15 protein-coding genes are annotated in these 19456 nt (G+C 73.4%); 1 reads left to right on the top strand and 14 read right to left on the bottom strand.

Annotation, left to right across the window (positions count from 1 at the left end; all coding sequences use genetic code 11):
• Nucleotides 1-60: 60 nt before the first annotated feature.
• From IE198_RS03550 to IE198_RS03600, 11 genes are all read right to left on the bottom strand, one after another.
• Nucleotides 61-336, bottom strand: a complete 276-nt coding sequence (locus IE198_RS03550) for a hypothetical protein (protein ID WP_229833709.1) — start codon at nucleotides 334-336, stop codon at nucleotides 61-63.
• Nucleotides 337-454: 118 nt separating this feature from the next.
• Nucleotides 455-1216: a hypothetical protein gene (locus IE198_RS03555; protein WP_189882434.1), complete on the bottom strand. Its 762-nt coding sequence runs from the start codon at nucleotides 1214-1216 to the stop codon at nucleotides 455-457.
• Entirely contained in the window at nucleotides 1213-1839 is a 627-nt protein-coding gene (locus tag IE198_RS03560; RefSeq protein WP_189882435.1) for an RNA polymerase sigma factor, read from the bottom strand. Before IE198_RS03560 ends, IE198_RS03555 begins: the two co-directional genes overlap by 4 nt.
• Before the next feature lie 131 nt (nucleotides 1840-1970).
• On the bottom strand, nucleotides 1971-3944 hold the full coding sequence (locus IE198_RS03565; protein ID WP_189882436.1) for an ABC transporter permease: 1974 nt from the start codon (nucleotides 3942-3944) through the stop codon (nucleotides 1971-1973).
• A 36-nt stretch (nucleotides 3945-3980) separates the two neighbouring features.
• Entirely contained in the window at nucleotides 3981-4775 is a 795-nt protein-coding gene (gene modA, locus IE198_RS03570) for a molybdate ABC transporter substrate-binding protein (RefSeq protein ID WP_189882437.1), read from the bottom strand.
• 102 nt (nucleotides 4776-4877) lie between these two features.
• On the bottom strand, nucleotides 4878-5273 hold the full coding sequence (locus IE198_RS03575; protein WP_189882438.1) for a TOBE domain-containing protein: 396 nt from the start codon (nucleotides 5271-5273) through the stop codon (nucleotides 4878-4880).
• 94 nt (nucleotides 5274-5367) lie between these two features.
• Nucleotides 5368-6519: an XdhC family protein gene (locus tag IE198_RS03580; protein WP_189882439.1), complete on the bottom strand. Its 1152-nt coding sequence runs from the start codon at nucleotides 6517-6519 to the stop codon at nucleotides 5368-5370.
• 34 nt (nucleotides 6520-6553) lie between these two features.
• Nucleotides 6554-8035 carry an NCS2 family permease gene (locus IE198_RS03585; RefSeq protein WP_189882441.1) on the bottom strand — a complete coding sequence of 494 codons (1482 nt, stop codon included), beginning with the start codon at nucleotides 8033-8035 and terminating at the stop codon, nucleotides 6554-6556.
• Nucleotides 8036-8271: 236 nt separating this feature from the next.
• Nucleotides 8272-10647: a xanthine dehydrogenase family protein molybdopterin-binding subunit gene (locus tag IE198_RS03590; protein WP_189882443.1), complete on the bottom strand. Its 2376-nt coding sequence runs from the start codon at nucleotides 10645-10647 to the stop codon at nucleotides 8272-8274.
• A gap of 2 nt (nucleotides 10648-10649) precedes the next feature.
• Nucleotides 10650-11252, bottom strand: coding sequence for a (2Fe-2S)-binding protein (locus IE198_RS03595; protein ID WP_189882445.1), 603 nt, complete (start codon nucleotides 11250-11252; stop codon nucleotides 10650-10652).
• 2 nt (nucleotides 11253-11254) lie between these two features.
• Entirely contained in the window at nucleotides 11255-12145 is an 891-nt protein-coding gene (locus tag IE198_RS03600) for an FAD binding domain-containing protein (protein ID WP_189882447.1), read from the bottom strand.
• A gap of 295 nt (nucleotides 12146-12440) precedes the next feature.
• Here IE198_RS03600 and IE198_RS03605 point away from each other — a divergent pair, with 295 nt between their 5' ends.
• A complete protein-coding gene (locus IE198_RS03605; RefSeq protein ID WP_189882449.1) occupies nucleotides 12441-14129 on the top strand; it encodes a PucR family transcriptional regulator in 1689 nt (562 codons plus the stop codon).
• A 426-nt stretch (nucleotides 14130-14555) separates the two neighbouring features.
• On the opposite strand, the gene IE198_RS03610 is transcribed toward IE198_RS03605, so the two are convergent.
• Genes IE198_RS03610 through IE198_RS03620 form a run of 3 tightly spaced genes read right to left on the bottom strand, consistent with a single transcriptional unit; the run spans nucleotide 14556 to nucleotide 19452 of the window.
• Entirely contained in the window at nucleotides 14556-16277 is a 1722-nt protein-coding gene (locus tag IE198_RS03610; protein WP_189882451.1) for an ABC transporter ATP-binding protein, read from the bottom strand.
• Nucleotides 16274-18010, bottom strand: a complete 1737-nt coding sequence (locus tag IE198_RS03615) for an ABC transporter ATP-binding protein/permease (RefSeq protein WP_189882453.1) — start codon at nucleotides 18008-18010, stop codon at nucleotides 16274-16276. Before IE198_RS03615 ends, IE198_RS03610 begins: the two co-directional genes overlap by 4 nt.
• Complete coding sequence (locus tag IE198_RS03620; RefSeq protein WP_189882455.1) at nucleotides 18007-19452, bottom strand: nitroreductase family protein; 1446 nt, start codon at nucleotides 19450-19452, stop codon at nucleotides 18007-18009. Before IE198_RS03620 ends, IE198_RS03615 begins: the two co-directional genes overlap by 4 nt.
• Nucleotides 19453-19456: the final 4 nt, after the last annotated feature.

Here is a 19456-nt window from a genome sequence, read left to right on the forward strand (position 1 = left end):
GAACCGGCGGACGGCGTACAACCCTTGGCGGTGGTGAGGCGTCTGCCCGGGGCGACGCGTCTACGACTCGTACTCCCGGTCGTGGACCGGCGCATCGGGCAGTTGTGCGTCGAGCGACTCCCGGTAGCGGACACAGCCGCGCAGGAAACGCGGCCACGGCGGCACCGCCACGTCGGGTGCCATCGGTTCCGGGAGCAGTCCCCACAGGTGCGGGTGGTGCCAGCACAGGTCGTGGCCGGAGCTGTCCCGGTGCTCACGGATGCCCCGGCGGAGCCTGCGCACCTCGGCCATCAGTTCGTCACGGCTCATTCGGCTCAGGTCGTCGTCCAGGTCCACAGGGGCACCGTAGGGCCGCGCTGGTACCAACCGCCCGGCCGCGCGCCCTCGCCGCGGGCGCGTCACCCCGTTGGCGCACCCGCTGAAGCCTGCCGCAGGTGGTGTCGCTGACGGCTGCTTACTGCCGCTTCGGGTCCGGGACGCTGCCCTTGTCCGTGCCGCCCTTGGAGACGCCGGCGGTCGGCCGGGGGGCGTCGGTGTTCTTTTCCGGCTTCGAGGTGGGCAAGTTCGCCGAGGGATCGGACGGTCTGTCGACGGACAGCCGTGCACAGTACGCCTCGACGGCGTCCGGGCCGCCCGCAGCGGCTTCGAGGCGCTCGCGCACAGCGCTGTCCAGGGACCTGCCGCTCCCCGCCCTCGCGTTCGCCTCGGCGGCCTCGTACGCGCGGCAGTGGGCGGCCTGGTCCTCGGCGGTGGACGGGTGCACGGCGCCCGGGGCGGTGGCAGGCAGGCCGGTGGCCCGCGGTGTCGTGCTCTCGCTCGCAGCCGCCGGACCGGAGGGGGAAACGCTGGGCGTGGGACGAGGCCCCTCGGCGGGCGATTCGCCGAACGGGACGGGAATCGCGCCCGCCGCCATGGCCCCACCGCCGAGCATGACGCCCGCCACGAGGGTGCCGAGCCCGGCCTTGATCCACGTGCCGCGCTTCCGCGGCGGCGTGGGCTGCCGCCAGTCGTCCGCCGACCGGGTGGGCAGGTCCAGGGCGCCTTCGTCACGGGCGGCGCGGAATGCGGCCAGGGCGTTCGCCGCGGCATCGGGAGCGACAGGCGCGCAGCGCGCGGCGGCAGCGAGCAGCTCGTCGACAGTCGGCGGCCGCGGCTGCGACTCCCGCTGTGGCTCGGCACCGGGGCCCACGGCACCTCCAGATCGGCTTTCGGTCATCTCGCATCTCCCAGCGAAGGGGAGTCCGAATCTGTCACACCGCCGGATGCGAGCGACGGCAGGTACTTCTCCAACTGCTTGAGCCCGCGATGGGTGGCGGAGCGCACCGCTCCCGGCCGTTTGCCCAGTACGCGTGCCGCGGCCGGCCCGTCCAGGCCGATGACGGTCTGCAGGAGCACCGCCTCGGCCTGCCGGCGGGGCAGTTTGGCGATGAGGGCCAGCGCCTGTCGGGTCGACACGGTCTCGAAGGCCGCGGCCGCCGTGTCCTGCGGGGCGGGCAGTTCGGCGAGATCGCTCTCCAGGAGCGTGCCGCGCGGGCGGCTCTTGATCCGGCGCAGATGGTCAATGGCCCGGTTGCGCGCGATGCTCGCGGTCCAGGCGCGGAAGCCGGCGCCGTCGCCGCGAAAGCGCCCGATGTCGCGGGCTATTTCCAGCCAGGCGTCGGACGCGACGTCCTCGGCGTCGTCGCCCACCCTTCCGCGCAGATATCCGAGGAGCGGGGGGTGGACCAGTCGGTAGGCCGCGGAAAAGGCTGCCTCGTCGCCCTGTTGGGCTCTCGCCACCGCGTCGCCGAGCTCCTTGTCGTGCGTCTCCGCACGCCGGCTGCCCCGCTCCTTGCCCACCCGGTCCTCTTCACGCCATCGGCACGAGCAACTCGTGCCATGTCCATGTCCTACTTATTGATCAGCGCCATTACTCACAGAAACATCACAGCTGACAGTGAACGGCGTGCGCCCCACCGGGGGCTGCGGGGCTACAGGTCGACGACGGTGACCTCGGTGGCCTTGACGCCGGTCCAGACGAAAACCCCTTCGGCCAGGTCCAGTTCTGCGGCCGCCTGCGGGGTGATCTCCGCGACCAGATCCGGCGCCTCCGTGGAGGTGACGAGGACCCGCAGCCTGCTGCCGACGGCGGTGATCTCGCGCACGGTGCCGGGCCAGACGTTGCGAGGGCTGCCGCCGGGGCGTTCGCGGTGGACGGAGACGGCCTCCGGGGCGATGATCGCGAGGACCTCGGCGCCCGGCGTCAGCGGGTCGGCGACGACCAGGCGTCCGCCGCCGACCGGTTCGATGCCGTCGGCCGACGCCGTGCCCGGCCAGGCGTTGCGGCCGAGCATCCGCGCGACCCACGGCGAACGGGGATGGCGGGTGACCTCCGCGGGCGGTGCGTCCTGGACGGCGCGGCCGTCGTCGAGGACGAGCACCCGGTCGGCCAGCGACACGGCCTCGACCGGGTCGTGGGTGACGATCAGGCAGACCCCGCCGAACCCCTCGAGATGGCCGCGCAGCGTGTGGCGTACACGGGCCCGGGTGGTCTGGTCGAGGGCGGCGAGCGGTTCGTCGAGGAGCAGCAGCCGCGGCCTGGCGGCCAGAGCGCGCGCGAGCGCGACGCGCTGCGCCTGTCCGCCGGAGAGCTGGGCGGGCCTGCGGGAGGCGAGATCACCGACGCCGAGCCGGTCGAGCCACTGCTGGGCGCCGCGGCGGGCCTCCGCGCGCGCCACACCGCGGGAGCGCAGACCGTACGCGGTGTTGCCGAGTGCGCTCAGGTGCGGGAAGAGCGCGCCGTCCTGGGGAACCCACGCCACGCCCCGGCGATGCGGCGGAAGGGCGGACACGTCGGTGCCGCCGAGTCGCAGGGCGGCCCGGGCGCGGGGGGTGAGTCCGAGGAGGGCGCGCAACAGGGTCGTCTTGCCCGCGCCGTTGGGGCCGACGACGGCGATGGTGGTGCCCGGTTCGGCGTCGAGGGTGAGCTCGTCGAAGCCGGTGACCTCGGCGTGCAGCGACCAGCTTCCGTCCGTGGCCGGCGGCCCGGCCTCGGAGCCCGCGGGCGGAACGGGACGCGCGGGGTCTTCGGCCACGGGGGTGACCGGGCGCGGTGCCGGCGCGCCGGCCGTCCAGCGGCCGCGCAGGGCCACCAGCACCGCCATGGCGACGGCGAGCAGCAGGAGCGACAGGGACGTGGCCGCCTCCGGCTCGTCCTGGAGCAGCAGATACACCTGCAGGGGCAGTGTCTGCGTGGTGCCCGGCAGATTGCCGGCGAAGGTGATGGTCGCGCCGAACTCGCCGAGCGCGCGGGCCCAGGTGAGTGCCGCCCCGGCGACCAGCCCGGGCGCGACCATCGGCAGGGTGACGGTGAGGAAGACCCGTACCGGCGAGGCGCCGAGCGAGGCCGCCGTCTCCTCGTAGCCGGGACGCAGCCCGGCGAGCGCGCCTTCCAGGCTGATGATGAGGAACGGCATGGCGACGAATGTGGCGGCGACGACGGCGCCGGAGGTGTGGAACGGCAGCGTGACCCCGAAGGTCTCCTCCAGCCAGGGCCCGAGCAGCCCCCGCCGCCCGAAGCCGAGCAGGAGCGCCACGCCTCCGACGGTGGGCGGCAGCACCATCGGCAGCAGGACCAGCGAGCGTACGAGGGCCTTGCCCGGGAAGTCGGTCCGTGCCAGCACCCAGGCGAGCGGCACGCCGAGCAGCAGCGAGAGCCCGAGCGCCCAGAAGGAGACGACCAGCGAAAGACGCAGTGCCTCGGTGACACCGGGGCTGGTCAGATGGGTGCCGATGTCGGTCCAGGCGGTCCGGCCGAGGATGCCGGCCAGGGGAAGCAGCAGGAACGCGACGGCGAGGAGCGCGGGCACGGCAAGCAGCGCGGGCGTGCGGGTGCCGGAGACGGCCGCGGTCCGCGCGGGCCGGAGGCGGAGGGCGGGCCGGGTGGTGTCGCGTAGGCGCTTCATCGTGGCGTTCCTGTGCTGCTGGGCCGGGGTGTCGGGCTACGGCTGCTGGAAGCCGGCGTCACGCAGGATCTTCTGCGCCTCGGGGCCGCTGAGCCATGTGACGAACGCCTCTGCGGCGTCGGCATGCTGAGAGGATGTCAGGGTCGCGGCCGGGTAGGAGGCGACGGCGTTCTGCTCGTCGGGGATGTCGACGGCATCGGTCCGGTCGGCGGCGAGGGTGGCGTCGGTGCGGTAGACGAGCCCGGCGTCCGCCTCGCCCAGCTCCACCTTGCTGAGCACCGCCCTGACGTTCGGCTCCTCGGAGACCGGCTTCACCTCGAGGCCGCGGGCATCGAGAATCTGCCGGCTGTAGCGGCCGACGGGAACCTCGGGTGCGGCGAGCACGACCTTGAGCCCGGTGCCGGCCAGGTCGTCGAGCGAGTCGACCCCCATCGGGTTGCCCTCCTCCGTGGCGATCACCAGCCGGTTCCTGGCGATGACGACCGGCTTCCCGGTGTCGGGGGCGAGGCCGTCCATGGTCTTGGTGTCGGCGGTGACGAGCGCGTCGGCCGGGGCGCCCTGGCGGACCTGTGCGGCGAGTTCCTGGGAGCCCGCGAAGGAGAAGGTGACCTTGGTGCCGGGGTGGGCCCTCTCGTAGGCGGCCCCGGCGGTCCTGAAGACGTCGGTGAGCGAGGAAGCGGCGAGCACGGTCAGCCGGTCGGCGTCCGGGCCGCCGGTGGCGTTCGCACCGTCCTTGCCGCTCTCGTTGCCGCAGGCGGCGAGCGGGGCGAGCAGTACGGCTGCCAGGACCGCGGCCGCGGCGCGGCGGTGTCCGGTACGGGTGGGGAACACGGGGTGGGACTCCTCGGTATGGCGGCGGGAAGGGGACCGGTACGGCGGTGGGCAAGGAGCCGCGCCGGGGATGGACGACGCCGCTTGCCTGCGAGAAGCGGCTCAGATGCGGTCGATGTGCACGCTCGTCGACTTCACCCGGGCGGTGGCCTGCATGCCGACCTCCAGCCCCAGCTCCTCGACGGCCTCGCGGGTCAGCAGCGAGACCAACCGGTGCGGCCCCGCCTGGATCTCCACCTGCGCCGCGACATCGCCGAGCTTGACGGCGGTGACGATGCCGGGGAAGGCATTGCGCGCCGAGGTGTACGAGACGCCCTCCTCACCGACGCCGCCCCGGGCGACCTCGACGGCGAACGCGGCCAGATCCCGTCCGTCGACGAGACGTCGGCCGCTGTCGTCACGATGGGTCGGGAGGCGGCCGGCGTCTGCCCAGCGCCGCGCGGTGTCGGCGCTGACGCCGAGCAGACGCGCCGCCCGACCGATGCTGTAGGACTGCATGTGCGCCACAATAGGCGGCCCGAGCTCGCAGGTACAGCCCGTTCAACAGATCCCCCATGGCAGATGCGGTAAACCCGTCGAAGCCACGAAGGTGCTATGCCACGGACCCGATCCGGCCCGCCGGGGCATCCGGCCCTTCGTGGTGGATCGGGGTGTGCGCGCCGGTCAGCGAGACCCCGCTGCCGCCGCGGCGGTTCGCCACGATCTCCGCACCGATGGACAGGGCCGTCTCCTCCGGCGTACGGGCGCCGAGATCGAGGCCGATCGGGGAGCGCAGCCTGGCGAGTTCGAGTTCGGTGACGCCGACGTCCCGCAGCCGCCTGTTGCGGTCCTCGTGGGTGCGGCGGGAGCCCATGGCACCCACGTAAGCGACTGGCAGCTTCAGCGCCAGCTCCAGCAGCGGCACGTCGAACTTGGCGTCGTGGGTCAGTACGCAGAGCACCGTACGGCCGTCGACCTCGGTCGACTCCAGATAGCGGTGCGGCCACTCGACGACGATCTCGTCCGCGTCGGGGAAGCGGGCCGCGGTCGCGAAGACGGGCCGCGCGTCGCAGACGGTCACGTGGTAGCCGAGGAACCTGCCGACGCGTACGAGCGCGGCGGCGAAGTCGATGGCGCCGAAGACGATCATGCGCGGCGCGGGGACGCTCGACTCGACGAGGAGAGTCAGCGGCCGGCCGCAGCGTGAACCGTCCTCGCCGATGACGACGGTGCCGGTGCGTCCGGCGTCCAGCATGGCCGCGGCCTCCGAGGCCGCCGTCCGGTCCAGTTCCGGGTGGCCGCCGAGGGTGCCCTCGTACGTGCCGCCCGGCCGTACCAGCAGGGCGCGGCCCGCGAGGTCCGCGGGTCCGTCCGTGATCCGCGCGACCGCCGCCGCCTCCCCACGGGCGACGGTGGCCAGCGCGGCCGCGAACACCTCCCGGGCGGGGGCGTCCGTGTGAACGGGGGTGACGAGGATGTCGATGACGCCACCGCAGGTCAGGCCGACGGCGAAGGCGTCCTCGTCGCTGTATCCAAAGCTCTCCAGGACGCTGTTGCCGTCCTCGAGGGCCTGTCGGCACAGTTCGTACACGGCGCCTTCCACGCACCCTCCGGAGACCGAGCCGATCGCCGTGCCCTGGCTGTCGACGGCGAGCGCGGCGCCCGGCTGCCGGGGCGCGCTGCCGCCGACGGCCACGACGGTGGCGACGGCGAAGCTGCGCCCCTGCTCGACCCACCGGTTCAGCTCTTCGGCGATGTCCAGCATGTCGGTCTCCTTCGGGATGTCGTGCGGGGCGGGACTACTTGACTCCGAGCCAGCCCTCGATCGGGTGCAGCGCGAAGTAGGCGAGGAAGACGGCCGCCAGGACCCACATCAGCCAGCCCACCTCGCGTGCCCTGCCCTGGACGGCCTTGATCAGCACATGGGCGATGACTCCGGCCGCGATACCGGCGGTGATGGAGTACGTGAAGGGCATCAGCACCGTGGTCAGGAAGACCGGCACGGAGGTCGCCGAGTCGTTCCAGTCGATGTGCTTGGCGTTGGCCATCATCATCGAGCCGATGACGACGAGCGCGGCGGCCGCGACCTGGGTCGGGATGACCTGGGCGAGCGGGGTGAAGAACAGGCAGAGCGTGAACGCGAGGCCGGTGACGACGCTGGCGAGGCCGGTGCGCGCGCCGTCGCCGACGCCGGCGGTGGACTCGACGAAGACCGTTTGGCCGGAGGCGCCGGCCACACCGCCCATCACGCCGCCCGCGCCGTCGATGGCGAGGGCACGGTTGAGGCCCGGCATCCTGCCCTTGTCGTCGGCCAGATCGGCCTGCTGGCCGATGCCGATGATGGTGCCCATCGCGTCGAAGAAGCCGGCCAGCACCAGGGTGAAGACGATGACTCCGACGGTGATGCCGCCGACGCTGCCGATCCCGTCGAAGGAGACGGCGCCGAAGAGCCCGAAGTCGGGACTGGAGACGATGGAGCCGGTGATCTCGGGCGCGTTCAGTCCGCCCCAGGCCGCCTTGTCGAGGCCGGCGAACTGGTGGACGGCCGCGGCGAAGAGCGTGCCGCCGACGATGCCGATGAGAATCGCGCCGGGTACCTTGCGCACCTGGAGCAGGAAGATCAGCAGTACGGTGACGGCGAAGCAGAGCACCGGCCAGCCGGTCAGCATGTCGCTGGTGCCGAGCTGGATCGGCTTGGCGCCGGCGATGCCGCCCTCGCCGGGCATGGAGGTCACGAATCCGGCCTGGACGAGGCCGATGAGACAGACGAACAGGCCGATCCCCATGGTGATGGCGTGCTTCAGCGCCAAGGGGATCGCGTTCATGATCAGTTCACGGAGACCGGTGACGACGAGCAGGATGATCACGGCGCCGTAGATGACGCACATGCCCATCGCGTTTTCCCAGGTCATCTCGGGCGCGACCTGGAAGGCCATGACGGCGGAGACGCTCAGTCCCGCGGCCAGGGCGAGCGGCACATTGCCGAGGAGGCCCATCACGATGGTGGTCGCCGCGGCGGCGAACGCGGTCGCGGTGGTCAGCTGATCACCGTCGAGCCTGTTCCCGGCCACGTCGGGCACCGACAGGATCACCGGGTTGAGCAGGATGATGTACGCCATCGCCATGAAGGTGGTGATGCCGCCACGCACCTCCCGCCCGATGGTCGAGCCTCTCTTTGTTATGTGGAAATACCGGTCCAGCCAGGAACGGCCGGCGGCCTGGCGAGTTCCCTCGCCGGCGTCCTCCGCCGTAGTCCTCGGCTCGGTGGACTGCTGGGTCATGGTGCCTACTCCCAAGGTTCACAGGGGCACCCGCCGCGAATGGTTCGGGGATGGCGGGATTTGGGATGCTGCTTGGCGGCACGACCCGGGGGACGGCCCGAGACTTGCGCGGGTGGAACGGGAACTGCGGTGGTGCTGCGGTGGTGCGGTTCTCCGGGCGGCACGGGCAGGCGGGGAACGGGGAGGTTCCTTGGAGGCATGGCGCGCACCGCCCGGAGAGCGTGGGGGGAATCGGATCAGGTGCCGGTGAGGTGCTCGGGGCGCACCGGCGTCCTGTTGAGCTCCAGACCCGTCGCGTTCCGGATCGCCGCGAGGACGGCCGGGGTGGACGACAGGGTCGGGGCCTCGCCGACGCCGCGCAGCCCGTAGGGCGCGTGGTCGTCGGCAAGTTCGAGCACGTCGACCGGGATGGTCGGCGTGTCGAGGATGGTGGGGATCAGATAGTCCGTGAAGGACGGGTTCCTGACCTTGGCGGTCTTCGGGTCGACGATGATCTCCTCCATGACCGCCATGCCCAGGCCCTGGGTGGTACCACCCTGGATCTGGCCAATCACGGACAGCGGGTTGAGGGCCTTGCCGACGTCCTGGGCACAGGACAGCTCGATCACCTTCACGAGCCCCAGTTCGGTGTCCACCTCGACGACCGCGCGGTGCGCGGCGAACGAGTACTGGACGTGGCCGTTGCCCTGTCCCGTACGGAGGTCGAACGCCTGTGTGGGGCGGTGCCGCCACTCGGCCTCGATCTCGACGGCCTCCCCCTCCAGCACGTCCACGAGGTCGGCCAGCACCTCGCCGCCGTCGGTGACGACCTTGCCGCTCTCGAGCAGCAACTCGGCGGTGGCCCACGCCGGGTGGTACGAGCCGAACCTGCGGCGGCCGATCTCGAGGACCTTCTCGCGGACCAGCTCGCAGGAGTTCCTCACGGCGCCGCCGGTGACGTACGTCTGGCGGGAGGCGGACGTGGAGCCGGCGGAGCCGACCTGGGTGTCGGCCGGGCTGATGGTGACCTGGCTGACGCCGAGCTCGGTGCGGGCGATCTGCGCGTGGACGGTGACACCTCCCTGGCCGACCTCCGCCATCGCGGTGTGCACGGTGGCGACGGGCTCGCCCGCGATGACCTCCATGCGCACCTTGGCCGTGGAGTAGTCGTCGAAGCCCTCGGAGAAGCCGACGTTCTTGATGCCGACCGCGTAGCCCACACCTCGGACGACGCCCTCGCCGTGCGTGGTGTTGGACAGGCCGCCGGGCAGAGCGCGCACGTCCGCGCCCTCGGTGGTCTCCCACTGGCGCTCGGGCGGCAGCGGGCGGGCCTTGACCCGGCGCAGCAGCTCGGCGACCGGGGCCGGTGAGTCGACCGCCTGCCCGGTCGGCAGCAGGGTGCCCTGCTCCATGGCGTTGAGCTGCCGGAACTCGACGGGGTCCATGTCGAGGGCCTTGGCCAGCTTGTCCATCTGCGCCTCGTAGGCGAAGCAGGCCTGGACCGCGCCGAAACCGCGCATGGCGCCGCAGGGCGGGTTGTTGGTGTAGAGGGCGATGGCCTCGATGTCGACGTCGTCGATGACGTACGGGCCCACCGAGAGGGAGGAGGCGTTGCCGACGACGGCCGGGGAGGCGGAGGCATAGGCGCCGCCGTCCAGCACGATCCGGCACTTCATGTGCGTGATCTTGCCGTCGCTGGTGGCTCCGTGCTCGTACCAGAGCTTCGCCGGGTGCCGGTGGACATGGCCGAAGAAGGACTCGAACCGGTTGTAGACGATCTTGACCGGCTTACCGGTGCGCAGCGCCAGCAGGCAGGCGTGGATCTGCATCGACAGGTCCTCGCGGCCGCCGAACGCCCCGCCGACGCCGGAGAGTGTCATCCGCACCTTGTCCTCGGGCAGGCCGAGGACGGGCGCGATCTGGCGAAGGTCCGAGTGCAGCCACTGGGTGGCCACGTACAGGTCGACACCGCCGTCCTCGGCCGGCACGGCGAGACCGGACTCGGGGCCGAGGAAGGCCTGGTCCTGCATGCCGAAGACGTACTCGCCGGAGACGATCACATCGGCGCGCCCGGCGGCCTCGTCGGCGTTGCCGCGGACGATGGGCTGACGGTGCACGATGTTCGGGTGCGGGACGTGCCCGGCGTGGTGGTCGTCGCGGCCCGGGTGCAGCAGCGGCGCGTCGGGGGCGGTCGCGGAGGCCTCGTCGGTGACGACGGGCAACTCCCTGTACTCCACCCTGATCTTGGCGGCGGCGCGGCGCGCGGTCTCCGGGTGGTCGGCGGCGACCAGCGCCACGGGCTCGCCGTGGTGGCGTACGACGCCGTTGGCCAGGACCGGGGTGTCCTGGATCTCCAGGCCGTAGTTCTTGACCTCGGTCGGCAGGTCCTCATAGGTGAGGACGGCGTAGACGCCGGCCTGGGCGAGGGCCTCGGAGGTGTCGATGGAGACGATCTCGGCGTGCGCGACGGTGGAGCGCAGGATCTGGCCCCAGAGCATGTCCTCGTGCCACATGTCCGAGGAGTACGCGAACTCGCCGGTGACCTTGAGGGTGCCGTCGGGGCGGAGCGTGGACTCGCCGATGCCGCCCCTGGTCTTCTGCGTGAGGTTGGTGGGTGTACCGGTGGTCGCCATGGTCAGACCGCCTCTTCCTTGCGCTCCTGACGGGCGGCCGCGAGGCGGACGGCGTCCAGGATCTTCTCGTAACCGGTACAGCGGCAGAGGTTGCCGGACAGGGCCTCGCGGATGTCCTCGTCCGAGGGGGACGGGGTGCGCTCGAGCATCTCGTCGGCGGCGACCAGCAGGCCGGGGGTGCAGAAACCGCACTGCACGGCGCCCGCGTCGATGAACGCCTGCTGGATCGGGGAGAGCTCGGTGCCCTCGCCGGTCTGCGAGTCGGTGACGCCGTCACGAGGCGCGGCGCTCCAGCTCTGGGCGTCCTGGAGGCTGGTGCCGCAGGCGCCGCTCGCGCAGGATCCTTGCTCGCGCTGCCTGGCGAAGTCGGCCAGCCCCTCGACGGTGACGACCTCGCGGCCCTCGACCTGGCCGGCGGCGACCAGGCAGGAACAGACCGGGACGCCGTCGAGTCTGACCGTGCAGGAGCCGCATTCGCCCTGTTCACATGCGTTCTTGGAGCCGGGCAGGCCCAACCGCTCACGCAGGACGTACAGCAGGCTCTCGCCCTCCCAGACGTCGTCCGCTTCCTGCCGGCGTCCGTTGACGGTGAAATTGACGCGCATCGTTATGCAGCTCCTTCAAGGGTGCGGGCGGTGCCGCGGTACTGCTCCCAGGTCCAGCCGAGCGTGCGGCGGGCCATGATGCCGACCGCGTGGCGGCGGTACTTCGCCGTGCCGCGCACGTCGTCGATCGGGTTGCAGGCGCCGGATGCGAGCTGCGCGAACTGCTTGGCGACCGACGGGGTGATGATGTTCCCGCTCTCCCAGAATCCGCCTTCCTCGAGCGCGGCGTTCAGGAAGTCCTCCGCGGCCCGCGCCCGCACCGGGGTGGGGGCGGCGGACCCGATACCGGTGCGCACGGTGCGGGTCTCGGGGTGCAGGGCGAGACCGAACGCGCACACGGCGATGACCATGGCGTTGCGGGTACCCACCTTGGAGTACTGCTGCGGGCCGTCGGCCTTCTTGATGTGCACGGCCCTGATGAGCTCGTCGGCGGCGAGCGCGTTGCGCTTGACGCCCGTGTAGAACTCGTCGATGGGAATCATGCGCGAGCCGCGCACCGACTCGGCCTCGACCTCGGCGCCCGCGGCGAGCAGCGCCGGGTGGGCGTCACCGGCCGGGGACGCGGTGCCGAGGTTGCCGCCTACGCCGCCGCGGTTACGGATCTGCGGGGAGGCTACGGTGTGCGAGGCGAGCGCCAGACCGGGCAGCTCTGCGCGCAGGTTCTCCATGATCGCGGTGTACGGGACAGAGGCACCCAGCCGGACGTTCTCGCCGCCGACCTCCCACTCGGTGAGCTCACCGATGCGGTTGAGGTCCAGGAGGTACTCCGGCCTGCGGTGGTCGAAGTTGATCTCGACCATCACATCGGTGCCGCCCGCGATGGGCACAGCGGTGGGGTGCTCGGCCTTGGCGGCGAGCGCCTCCTCCCAGCTGGCGGGGCGAAGGAAGTCCATGAGTGGCTCTCTTCTTCTCAATCGGGGTCGTTCGTCGCAACGGGCCCGGGACGGCCGGCCCTCGACTTGTCTGTGCCGTCGTTCATCTGCTGCTCACGCGGTGTGGTCCAGTACACAAGGCGCGATCCGGCCGGTGCAGTCACCGAAACACCGAAGGAGTTGGCTGGCCACCTCCCTCGTCTTGTAGATTCGAACGAAAGGCGGAGATCAGCAACCTCACCGTTTCCCCCTGGAAACCGTGGCCACGGGTCTCTGGCCAGGACCGGCAACAACGAGACAGATCGGCGGCGACGACATGCGGCTGCGCGCACTGTTGGACAACGACGCGCTGGGGCTGCGGCTGCTCGGCGGCGAGGACGAGCTCGACCGCGGGGTACGGGGTGTGATGACCACGGACCTGCGCGACCCCAGCCGGTACCTCTCCGGAGGCGAACTGGTGCTCACCGGGCTCGCCTGGCGGCGCACCGAGGAGGACTCCGAGCCGTTCGTCCGCATCCTCGCCGGCGCCCAGGTCGCCGGGCTCGCGGCGGGCGAGGCGGAGCTCGGGGACGTCCCCGACGATCTCGTCCAGGCGTGTTTGCGCCACCGGCTCCCACTGTTCGCAGTGAACGAGTCCGTTGCGTTCGCGACGATCACCGAGTACGTCGTACGGCAGGTCTCCGGGGAACGTGCGGGTGACCTCGCCGCTGTCGTCGACAGACACAGGCGGCTGATGACCTCCGGCCCCGCGGGTGGCGGACCGGACGCCGTCCTGGACCTGCTCGGCTCCGACCTCGACCTGAGGGCATGGGTCCTGTCCCCCACCGGACGACAGATCGCGGGCGCCCGTGACGGGCTCCCGGCCGAGGTGGGCGCGGCCCTCGCCGGTGAACACCTGGCCGCCGTACGCCACGGCCGACGGGCCCCTCACCGGGCCGTCGCACGAGGCGTGACGTACTCGCTCTTCCCGATCCGTAACAACGGGCGAGGGGCCGCTTCCGCCGTCAGGGACGTACGGGAGAGCGTGCTGTCCGACTGGCTGCTCGCCGTGGAGGCCGACGCCGCTGACTGGCCGGCCGCACGACTCGACCTGCTGCAGGGCGTCACCCAGCTGATCGCCGTCGAACGCGACCGGCGCGAGGCGGCCCGTACGGTGCGGCGGCGGCTCGCCCAGGAGGTCCTGGAGCTCGTCCAGAGTGGCGCGGCCCCCGCGGAGATCGCGGCGCGGCTGCGGGTCGCCGCACCCGTGCTGCTACCGGGGCTGGGGAGCGCACCGCACTGGCAGGTCGTCGTCGCCCGGGTCGACTGGGGCGACGACGCGGCCGTCGAGACGGGGCCGGTCGCCCAGTCACTCCTCGAGGAGATCCTCGTGGACCCGTCGGCGGCCGGGCCGGACTCCGCGGACCGGATCGCGGTCGCCCACACCGGCGACGAGGCCATCGCGCTCGTTCCACTGCCTGCCGTGAGCCTCGGCGGCCTGGACGACGAGGCCCCGCCGTCCTCCGAGGCCGGTCTGCACGCCGACGCGCTCCTGGAGTCCGTACGCGCCCCGCTGGCCGCGGGCCTCGCCGACGACGGCCGGCTCACGCTGGGCGTCAGCGCCGCCGTGCACTCCGCGGAGGGCCTGCGCGGCGCACTGGAAGAGGCCAGGCACGCCCGCCGGGTCGCGGCGGCGCGCCCGGGCCGGGTCTGCGCGGCCGGCCACCACGAACTGGCGTCGCACGTCCTGCTGCTGCCGTTCGTCCCGGACGACGTGCGCCGCGCCTTCACCGCACGGCTGCTGGATCCGCTGCGGGACTACGACCGCCGTCACCGTGCGGAGCTCATCCCCACGCTGGAGGCGTTCCTGGACTGCGACGGCTCCTGGACGCGGTGCGCGACCCGCCTGCACCTGCATGTGAACACGCTGCGGTACCGGGTCGGGCGGATCGAACAGCTGACGGGGCGGGATCTGTCGCGGCTGGAGGACAAGCTGGACTTCTTCCTGGCGTTGCGGATGAGCTGACGGGTTCGCGTCACTGCGGGCGGGTGGCTCCGCCCGCCGCGGGCCTTTCCCGAGCCCCGCGCCTTCCCGCTGTCCCGATGTGTGGCTCCGCCATCCGCGGACTCCGTCCGGACCTTGCTCCGGTGGAGGGTCGTTCCCGAAGCATTCGGAGCTGGGGATCCGGCGTCTCCTGATGCCGCCCGGCGGCCGCCTGCCGAGCCGCCTCCACTCACGCGGAGCGCGGCGGGGTCAGTGACGCGTCGCGGAGACGGTCGTCTCGCAGCGAGGGGAGGAGATGGGCCACGGGGCGCCGACTGCGATGCGCCGTTCGGGATGCGCCCGGCGTGCAGCCTGGGCCGCAACTCCTCGTGGGCGGAGCCGATCTCGAGCGGCGGGCTCCGGCGACCGGCCGTGCGACCTCTTCCCGGCGGGTCGAAACCGAAGTCGTCAGCCGTGATGCGGTCGCCCCCGCGCCACCACTCGCGCGAACGCGCCTCCCTCTCGCATCAGTTCCTCCCACGTGCCCGTCTGCACCACCCTGCCCGCTTCCAGGACCGCGATCCGGTCCGCGCGGCGGATCGTCGACGGGCGGTGGGCGATCAGCAGCGTCGTTCGGGACGGCGCACCGTCCCGCAGGGCGGCCGAGACCGCCGCGTCGCCCTCCGTGTCGAGGTTCGCCGTCGTCTCGTCGAGGACAAGCACCCTTGGGTGGGTCAGCAGGGCCCGGGCCAGGGCGATACGGGCACGCTGGCCGCCCGAGAGGGTGCTACCGCGCTCGCCGACGGGCGTGTCGTAGCCGTCGGCGATGCGGTCGACCCCGGTGCGGCGGGCGACGTCGGCCAGTTCGTCGTCCGTCGCCTCCGGTGCGGCGAGGCGGAGGTTGTCCGCCAGCGTGCCGTGGAACAGCGGCGCGTCCTGGCCGACGACGGCCACCGCGCGGCGCAGATCGCTCTCCGCCACGTCCCGGAGGTCGACCGGCGGTCCGGCGGCAGGAACGAGTTCCACCGCCCCGCCCGCCGGGTCCCAGAACCGCGCCACCAGGTGCGCACACGTGGACTTGCCGGCGCCGGAGACGCCGACGAGGGCGAGCGTCTCGCCGGGCCGGATCGTCAGGTCCACGCCGTCGAGCACGGCCCGGCCGCCGTAGTCGAAGCGAACGTCCCGCAGCCGGAGGCCGAGCGGCCCCTCGGGCACCGGCCACGGCGCCGCGGGCGCCGGCGCGCCTGCCGGTGCCCGCACGGCGGCGCCCACCCGGGCCGCCGCCGCCCGCAGCCCGCCCGCCTGCCCCAGTGCGGCGGCCGAGTCGGCGACGGGCGCGAGCACACCCAGCGCGAGGGCCATCGCGGCGGGCGCCCACGCGCCGGAGACGGTGTGCGCCGCCGCCAGGACGACGCCGACGACGGCCGCGACCACGAGGAGGTCGCGCATGGCTGAGGCGTCCGCCTCCCAGGCCTGCTCGGCGCGTTGGGCGTCGCCGAGCCGGCGGCCGTGGGCGCGGAGACGTTCGCGCCGGGTGTCCAGCGCGCCGAACGCCAGCAGTTCGCGCAGCCCGTCGACCGTCTCGACGGTCTCCGCGGACAGGTCGGCGGCCGCGGCCCGGGTACGGGCGCCGCGCGCCGCGCGGCCGCGGGACTCCAGCAGCGGTGCGAGGACGAGGAGCGCCGCGACGGGCAGCACGGCGATCAGCAGCCAGGGGTCGAGCAGCGCGAGAGCCACCGTGCCGCCGCCGAAAACCGTGCCGGATGCCGCCAGTTGGGCCACGGCATGCGCGTAGAAGAATTCCAGCGCCTCCACGTCCCCGAGTGCCGCCGACGCCAGGTCCCCGCTGCGCCGCCCTCCGACGCGCGCGGGCGCGCTGCGCGCGAGGCCGTCGAAGACACGGATGCGCATTTCCGCGAGAACGCGGTAGGCGAGGTCGTGCGAGAGGTCCATCTCGCGCCAGGTGGCGAGTGCCCGGGCCGTGACGAGCACCAGCAGGGCGGCCACCGTGCCGGGCCCGGGGGCCTGCCGTTCGACGACTGCGGTACCCACCGTGTGCGCGACGAGCGTGACCAGGGCGACGAGCGCCGCCTGGTCGACGAGGGCGGCGCCGAACGTACGGACGGTCATGGCCCGGTGGGCGCCGAGCACCGGCAACAGGGCGCGCAGCGCGCCGCGTTCGGGATTCATGCGGCTTTTCCTTCGGCGGTGTGTCCGGCCGCGACGAGACGCGCGTACACGCCCTCGCCGCTCAGCAGACCGGCGTGGTCGCCGACGGCGTCCACCCGGCCGCCGTCCAGGACGACGATGCGGTCGGCGTGGCGCACCGAGTCGAGCCGGTGCGCCACGACCAGGCAGGTGCGGCCACGGGCGGCCCGCAGCAGCTCCCCTACGATGCGGGCCTCGCGACGCTCGTCGACGGCACTGGTCGCCTCGTCGAGCACGAGCACGGGCGCGTCGGCCAGCAACGCCCTTGCCAGGGCGAGACGTTGACGCTGGCCGCCGGACAGGGTGGCACCACGTTCGCCGACCTGGGTGTCGTAGCCTTCGGGCAGGCGGACGATCTCGTCGTGGATCCCTGCCGACCGGGCCGCGTCCCGCAGCGCGGTGTCGCGCGCGCCGGGGGCGCCCAGCCGCAGGTTCTCGGCGACGGAGGCGTGGAAGAGGTATGTCTCCTGGGAGACGACCGCGACCCCGCGGCGCAGCGAGTCGAGCGTGTAGGCGGCGGCGTCGGCGCCGTCGACGAGGACCCGGCCCCGGTCCGGGTCGGCGCGCCGGAGCAGCAGCGCGAGCAGCGTGGACTTGCCCGCGCCTGACGGACCGACGACCGCGGTGACCCGGCCGGCCGGGGCGGTGAAGGAGACGCCCCGCAGCGCCGGCCGGCGGCCACCGGGATGGGTGAAGTGCACGTCCTCGAAACGCACTTCGGGTGCCGTCTGCCACGCGGCGACGCGCCGCCCCTCGTCGGGTACGCCGCCTTCCTCGGTGCGCAGTTCGGCGATGCCGTCGGCGGCCGACACCCCGAGATATCCCGAGTGCCACTCCCTGGACAGGTCCCTGACCGGCCGGAAGCATTCGGACGCCAGCATCAGCACCAGGTACGTACCGGCCGGCGCCCCCTGCCCGGAGACGGCCGCCGTGCACGCCACGAGGGCCGCGGCGACCGTGCCGCCCTGCACGGCGAGGTCGGTGATGCCGGTGTCGACGAGTGAGACCCGGAGCTTGGCGACCGTGGCCCGGTGCAGGGCCGCGGAACGCTCCTCCAGCCGCGCCCTGGTACGCCCGACGGCGCCCGCCGCCCGCAGCGAGGGCATGCCCTGGAGCGCCTCCAGGTAGTCGGCGGACAGGGCCTCGTACGCGCCCCAGTGCTGTTGCCCGCGCCGTTCCAGCAGCTTGTCCCACCAGCGCGGCGCGAACAGCGCGAGCACCAGCGCGGGGGCGAGGGCGACGACGGCCCACGGTTCGACGGCGGCGACGGCGCTCAGGAGCAGCGGCGGCACGGCGCAGGTGATCAGCAGCTGGGGCAGGTAGCGCGAGACGTAGGCGTCGACACCCTCGACACCGTCGACGAGCGTGGCGCGTACGGCTCCGGCGCGGGCGCCGGCCTGCTGCCGGGGGCCGGTCCGGCCGAGGCGTACGAGGAGTTCGTCGCGCAGACCGGTGCGTACCGCCGCCCCGGCGCCCACGGCGGTACGGCGCTGCATCCGGACGAGCCCGGCGCGCACGAGCACGGCGGCGAGCACCGCGCCCAGCAGAAGCGGAAGCGCATCGGTGTCGCCGCGGGCGATACCGGCGAGGGCGAGGGCGAGCAGCACGGCCTGCGCAAGGTGGGTCGCCGCGACGGCCGCGAGCAGGGCGGTGGCCGCGAGCAGGGGGCGGCGCGCGATACGGGCGGCGCGCAGCAGCTCCGGGTGGAGCATCATGACGGTTCGTCTCCTTCTGTCGTACGGCCGAGGGCGAGCCCGTGCACCACCCAGTCCCGGCCGGCCGGCCCGCCGAGCGCGGCCCCGAGGTCGGCGCACTGCCAGGAGCCGACGGGCCGCGAGTGCAGTCCGAGGGAGGTGGCCACGGCCTGGGCGTGCCCGATGCCGTACCCGGCGGCGAGATGGTCGCGCCGCACCTGCGCGGGTGTGGCGTCGGACGGGCAGCCGTGGGCGAGGAGCACGGCACCTGCCCGGGCGATCCACCCCTGGCCGGCGGCCCAGTGGGCGAGGGTCGGCAGCACGTCGCCGGAGGCGAGGCGGCGGAGCCGGAGGGGCGGTGGTTCTTCTGCGGCGGGGGCGGTCTGGGACCGGAGGGCGACCCGGGGCCCGGCGGCCGTGCCGCGGCGGGCCGTGGGCCGGTGCCCTGAGGCGGCACGGTCCCGCGCGGTGGCGCGGCCGGGCCCGGCGCCGTACGCCGGCCGCACTTCGCGCTCGGCGACAGCATGATCCGGCGCCGTGGCGCCCCGGGGCGCCGCTTCCGAGCGCCCGGCCAGGGCGGGATGCGCGGCGTCCGGCGTGGACGGACCCGTCAGCAGGCCGGGGCGGGCGCCGGCGACCGCCATGCTCCACTGCGGTCCTTCCGGGGACGCCGCCTGTGCCGCCGCCAGGACGCGCGCCAGGGCCGTCCGGGACGGCAGGCCGGTAAGGCCCGGGGGCGCGCTGCGCCGGGAGAGCAGCATGGCGTCCGGCAACCACGGTCCGGGAGCAACCTGCCAGGTACCGGACCCGTCGCCGGACGCGGCGAGTTCGCCGAGGACGCCCACCGCCGTACGCAGGACCTCGGGTCCGGCCGGCGGCGCGACACCCCTGCCGCTTCCGCGAGCGGCCCAGCGGGCGAGCGCGTCCGGTGCAAGGAGGGGCGTCAACTGCACGGCGACGAGGGCGCGTTGGGCACCGGTCGCCGCCGACAGCAGTCGGCCGTCCGCGTCGAGGCACACCCTGGGCGCGCCTGCCAGGGCGAGTGCGGCCGCCGCGTGCCCCGCGTCGAGCAGCACCAACGGCCATGCGCGGTGGCCGTAGTGCGACACCGTACGGCGGGCGGTCACGCCCAGGACCGCGACGGCGCCCTCCGGTGCCGGCTTCGGCGCCGAACCGCGGCGGTGCAGACGGTGGTGCGCCGGGTCGTGGACGTAGACGCCCGGCGGCAGCCCGCAGCCCGCCCCGAGCAGCAGGTACGTGTCGACGGGGTGCAGGCCGCCGGCCGACGGCGCGGGCCGCAGCCTGTCGCCCGCGACCGACAGCCGCAGCAGGCGGTCGAGACCGGAGGGGACGGGCAGCGGCTCGCCCGGCAGCGGCACGGTCGCCGGCCCCGCCGGAAGGTCCGGGCCGGGGGTTTGCGCGGACCTGGCGAGGGCCAGCGCGCCAGAGACGGAGTGCACCATCACG

It is taken from the genome of Streptomyces xantholiticus (assembly GCF_014651015.1).
Taxonomy (GTDB): domain Bacteria; phylum Actinomycetota; class Actinomycetes; order Streptomycetales; family Streptomycetaceae; genus Streptomyces; species Streptomyces xantholiticus.

Coding starts and splice junctions, on each gene's coding strand:
- IE198_RS03555 (WP_189882434.1), bottom strand. CDS start 1,216: ATGACCGAAAGCCGATCTGGAGGTGCCGTGGGCCCCGGTGCCGAGCCA.
- IE198_RS03565 (WP_189882436.1), bottom strand. CDS start 3,944: ATGAAGCGCCTACGCGACACCACCCGGCCCGCCCTCCGCCTCCGGCCC.
- IE198_RS03575 (WP_189882438.1), bottom strand. CDS start 5,273: ATGCAGTCCTACAGCATCGGTCGGGCGGCGCGTCTGCTCGGCGTCAGC.
- IE198_RS03580 (WP_189882439.1), bottom strand. CDS start 6,519: ATGCTGGACATCGCCGAAGAGCTGAACCGGTGGGTCGAGCAGGGGCGC.
- IE198_RS03585 (WP_189882441.1), bottom strand. CDS start 8,035: ATGACCCAGCAGTCCACCGAGCCGAGGACTACGGCGGAGGACGCCGGC.
- IE198_RS03590 (WP_189882443.1), bottom strand. CDS start 10,647: ATGGCGACCACCGGTACACCCACCAACCTCACGCAGAAGACCAGGGGC.
- IE198_RS03595 (WP_189882445.1), bottom strand. CDS start 11,252: ATGCGCGTCAATTTCACCGTCAACGGACGCCGGCAGGAAGCGGACGAC.
- IE198_RS03600 (WP_189882447.1), bottom strand. CDS start 12,145: ATGGACTTCCTTCGCCCCGCCAGCTGGGAGGAGGCGCTCGCCGCCAAG.
- IE198_RS03605 (WP_189882449.1), top strand. CDS start 12,441: ATGCGGCTGCGCGCACTGTTGGACAACGACGCGCTGGGGCTGCGGCTG.
- IE198_RS03610 (WP_189882451.1), bottom strand. CDS start 16,277: ATGAATCCCGAACGCGGCGCGCTGCGCGCCCTGTTGCCGGTGCTCGGC.
- IE198_RS03615 (WP_189882453.1), bottom strand. CDS start 18,010: ATGATGCTCCACCCGGAGCTGCTGCGCGCCGCCCGTATCGCGCGCCGC.
- IE198_RS03620 (WP_189882455.1), bottom strand. CDS start 19,452: ATGGTGCACTCCGTCTCTGGCGCGCTGGCCCTCGCCAGGTCCGCGCAA.